The following is a 3143-nucleotide window of genomic DNA, read 5'->3' as shown; positions in this document are numbered from 1 at the left end:
ACGCCGTGCTGACCCAGCGCCGGGCCGACCGGCGGGGCCGGGTTGGCGGCGCCGGCCTGGATCTGGAGCTTGATCAGCCCCGAGACCTTCTTCTTCTTCTTGGGAGGCATGCTCTCTCCGGGTCCTTGTGAGAGGTGTTTCGCCCGCCGTCCGTCATCCGGATGCAGGCATACCGCACCACGATAGCCCGTACCGTGGCGCGCACTGAAACCGGCAGCCCACAACCGCCCTTGCGGGCGGTCCGAGCTGCCGGAAACCGGGTGGGAACCAGTCCTAGTTCTTCTGGATCTGGTCGAAGCTCAGCTCGACCGGCGTCTCGCGGCCGAAGATCTCGACGAGGCCCTTGACCTTCTTGGAGTCGGCGTTGATCTCGTTGATCGTCGCCTGCAGCGTCGCGAACGGGCCGTCGGTGACCGTGACGGAGTCGCCGACCTCGAAGTCCAGCACCTGGACCTCGACCCTGCGGCCGGCGCCGCCCGCGGCCTTGCCCTCTTCCCCGGCCGCGGCGGCCTTGGCGGCCTTCTCCTCGGCCTCGGGGGCGAGCATCTTGACGATCTCGTCGAGGGTGAGCGGGTAGGGGTCGTAGGCGTTGCCGACGAACCCGGTGACGCCCGGGGTGTTACGGACGACGCCCCAGGACTCGTTCGTCAGGTCCATCCGGACCAGGACGTAACCCGGCAGCTTGTTCTGCCGGACGGTGCGGCGGTCGCCGTTCTTGATCTGGACGACCTCCTCCTGCGGCACCTCGGCCTGGAAGATGAAGTCCTCGACGTTGAGCGAGACGGCGCGCTGCTCGAGGTTGGTCTTCACGCGGTTCTCGTAACCCGCGTAGGTGTGGATCACGTACCACTCGCCGGGCAGCAGCCGCAGTTCGTCACGGAGCTCGGCGACGGGGTCGGCCGCCTCCGGCTCCTCGTCCTCCGCGGCGGTTTCGGCGTCGGGCTCCTGCCCGGCCTCCTGCGCTACGGCGTCCTCGGCGGTCTCCGCGACCTGGTCCGTCTCGACGTGCACGGCCGCCTCTTCGGCGGCCTCTCCCCCAGCGTCCGCCCTGTCCACACTGTCGTCAGCCGCCTCGACGATGTCGCGTGCGGTGTCGTCACCTTCGGCGGACTCGACGGCATCGTTCAGGTTGGGATCAGACACTGTGGCTGCTTCTTCCTGGCTTCATGGGCTCGAACATACGGAAAGCTCCGCGTGGCGGCGCCTTCGCGGGGGTCAGCCGAAAACGTACTTGACGACCTCTGTGAACCCATAGTCAATCACGGTCACGAAACCGATGATGATGACCACGAAGACGATCACCACGGAGGTGTACGTCGTCAGCTGGTGCCGGGTGGGCCAGACGACCTTGCGCAGCTCGGCGACGATCTGCCGGTAGAAGAGCGCGAGTCGGGCCAGAGGGCCCTTCTTGCCGCGCTTGCCCCCGCGACGGGGCCTGTCGGACGACCCGCCGGGTTCGGGGACCTCGGTGGTGTCCGTGATCTCCGTCACTCGTCCTCACCTGATCCGGATCGTTGCCCTGCGGGTTAGGGGCCCGCCGCACGGCGCTGCAATTCAGTACGTATGCAACTACACACACGCCGCGTCGGCGGTGTGCGGAGCAGGGCCGGAGGGACTCGAACCCACAACCGCTGGTTTTGGAGACCAGTGCTCTTCCAATTGAGCTACGACCCTTTGTGGTTCCCCAACTTACCGCATCGGAACGACTGCACGGAGTGCGCGGACCTGGGCGGCTGGTCGGGGGCCGACGACGTAGGAGTGTACGTGCTCCGGGGGCGGGCGTCGAACACGTAATGTCGCGCACACCGCTGCGTCCCCGGTGCCGGTCCTGACGGCTGTCTGGGAACATGCCCCTATGACCGCTGCGACTCCACCTGCACAGTCCCCGACCGACCGACGCGTATCGGCCCGCATCGGGTCGATCTCCGAGTCCGCGACGCTCGCCGTCGACGCCAAGGCGAAGGCGCTGAAGGCCGCCGGTGCCCCGGTGGTCGGCTTCGGCGCCGGCGAACCGGACTTCCCGACGCCCGACTACATCGTCGACGCGGCCGCCGCCGCCTGCCGCGACCCCAAGAACCACCGGTACACGCCGGCCGGCGGTCTCCCCGAGCTCAAGACGGCGATCGCCGCGAAGACGCTGCGCGACTCCGGATACGAGATCGAGCCGTCCCAGGTGCTGGTCACCAACGGCGGCAAGCAGGCCATCTACGAGTCGTTCGCCGCCATCCTCGACCCGGGCGACGAGGTCATCGTCCCGGCGCCGTACTGGACCACCTACCCGGAGTCGATCCGGCACGCGGGCGGCGTCCCGGTCCCCGTCGTCGCCGACGATACCACGGGCTACCTGGTCACCGTGGAACAGCTGGAGGCGGCCCGCACGGAGCGCACGAAGATGGTGCTCTTCGTCTCCCCGTCCAACCCGACCGGCGCGGTCTATCCGCAGGCCCAGGTCGAGGCCGTCGGCCGGTGGGCCGTCGAGCACGGGCTGTGGGTGATGACGGACGAGATCTACGAGCATCTGGTGTACGGCGACGCCACGTTCACGTCGCTGCCGGCCGCCGTGCCCGAGCTGCGCGACAAGTGCGTCGTGGTCAACGGCGTGGCCAAGACGTACGCGATGACGGGCTGGCGGGTGGGCTGGGTCATCGGCCCGAAGGACGTCATCAAGGCCGCGACCAACCTGCAGTCGCACGCCACCTCCAACGTGAACAACGTGTCGCAGGCCGCCGCCCTCGCCGCGGTCTCCGGCGACCTGGACGCGGTAGCGGCGATGCGCACGGCCTTCGACCGGCGCCGCCGGACCATCGTGCGGATGCTGAACGAGATCGAGGGCGTGGTCTGCCCGGAGCCCGAGGGCGCCTTCTACGTCTACCCGTCGGTCAAGGGCCTGCTGGGCAAGGAGATCCGCGGCAAGCGGCCGAGCAGCAGCGTCGAGCTGGCAGAGGTGATCCTCGAGGAGGCGGAGGTCGCGGTCGTACCGGGCGAGGCGTTCGGCACGCCGGGCTACCTGCGGCTGTCCTACGCGCTGGGCGACGAGGACCTCGCCGAGGGCGTGTCCCGGATGCAGAAGCTGCTGGGCGAGGCGCGCGGCTGACCGCTCCCCCGCATCGCCGTCGAGTCGGCCCCGGAACGTGTTCCGGGGC

General features: G+C 68.9%; 3 protein-coding genes, 1 tRNA gene and 1 pseudogene. 1 reads left to right on the top strand and 4 read right to left on the bottom strand.

Translation table 11 applies throughout. The features are described from left to right. From ACRDP3_RS05010 to ACRDP3_RS04995, 4 genes and pseudogenes are all read right to left on the bottom strand, one after another. Positions 1 to 110 (bottom strand): annotated as a pseudogene (locus ACRDP3_RS05010) (50S ribosomal protein L11); the annotation flags it as partial. A gap of 163 nt (positions 111 to 273) precedes the next feature. Beyond that, positions 274 to 1143 (bottom strand): transcription termination/antitermination protein NusG, encoded by an 870-nt coding sequence (gene nusG, locus ACRDP3_RS05005; RefSeq protein ID WP_431515584.1) that lies wholly within the window; start codon positions 1141 to 1143, stop codon positions 274 to 276. Positions 1144 to 1215: 72 nt separating this feature from the next. Next, positions 1216 to 1491, bottom strand: a complete 276-nt coding sequence (gene secE / locus ACRDP3_RS05000; RefSeq protein ID WP_431515583.1) for a preprotein translocase subunit SecE — start codon at positions 1489 to 1491, stop codon at positions 1216 to 1218. A gap of 110 nt (positions 1492 to 1601) precedes the next feature. After that, positions 1602 to 1674, bottom strand: a tRNA-Trp gene (locus tag ACRDP3_RS04995). 181 nt (positions 1675 to 1855) lie between these two features. Between ACRDP3_RS04995 and ACRDP3_RS04990 the strand changes: the two genes are divergently transcribed. Further along, a complete protein-coding gene (locus tag ACRDP3_RS04990) occupies positions 1856 to 3094 on the top strand; it encodes a pyridoxal phosphate-dependent aminotransferase (RefSeq protein ID WP_431515582.1) in 1239 nt (412 codons plus the stop codon). The last annotated feature ends 49 nt before the right edge of the window (positions 3095 to 3143 follow it).

This window comes from Streptomyces sp. (genome assembly GCF_050698815.1).
GTDB lineage: Bacteria > Actinomycetota > Actinomycetes > Streptomycetales > Streptomycetaceae > Streptomyces.
This window is presented reverse-complemented; position numbering and strand designations above follow the sequence as displayed.

Bases quoted from the DNA above. Each gene is read 5' to 3' on its own strand.
- ACRDP3_RS04990 (WP_431515582.1), top strand. From the start codon at position 1,856: ATGACCGCTGCGACTCCACCTGCACAGTCCCCGACCGACCGACGCGTA.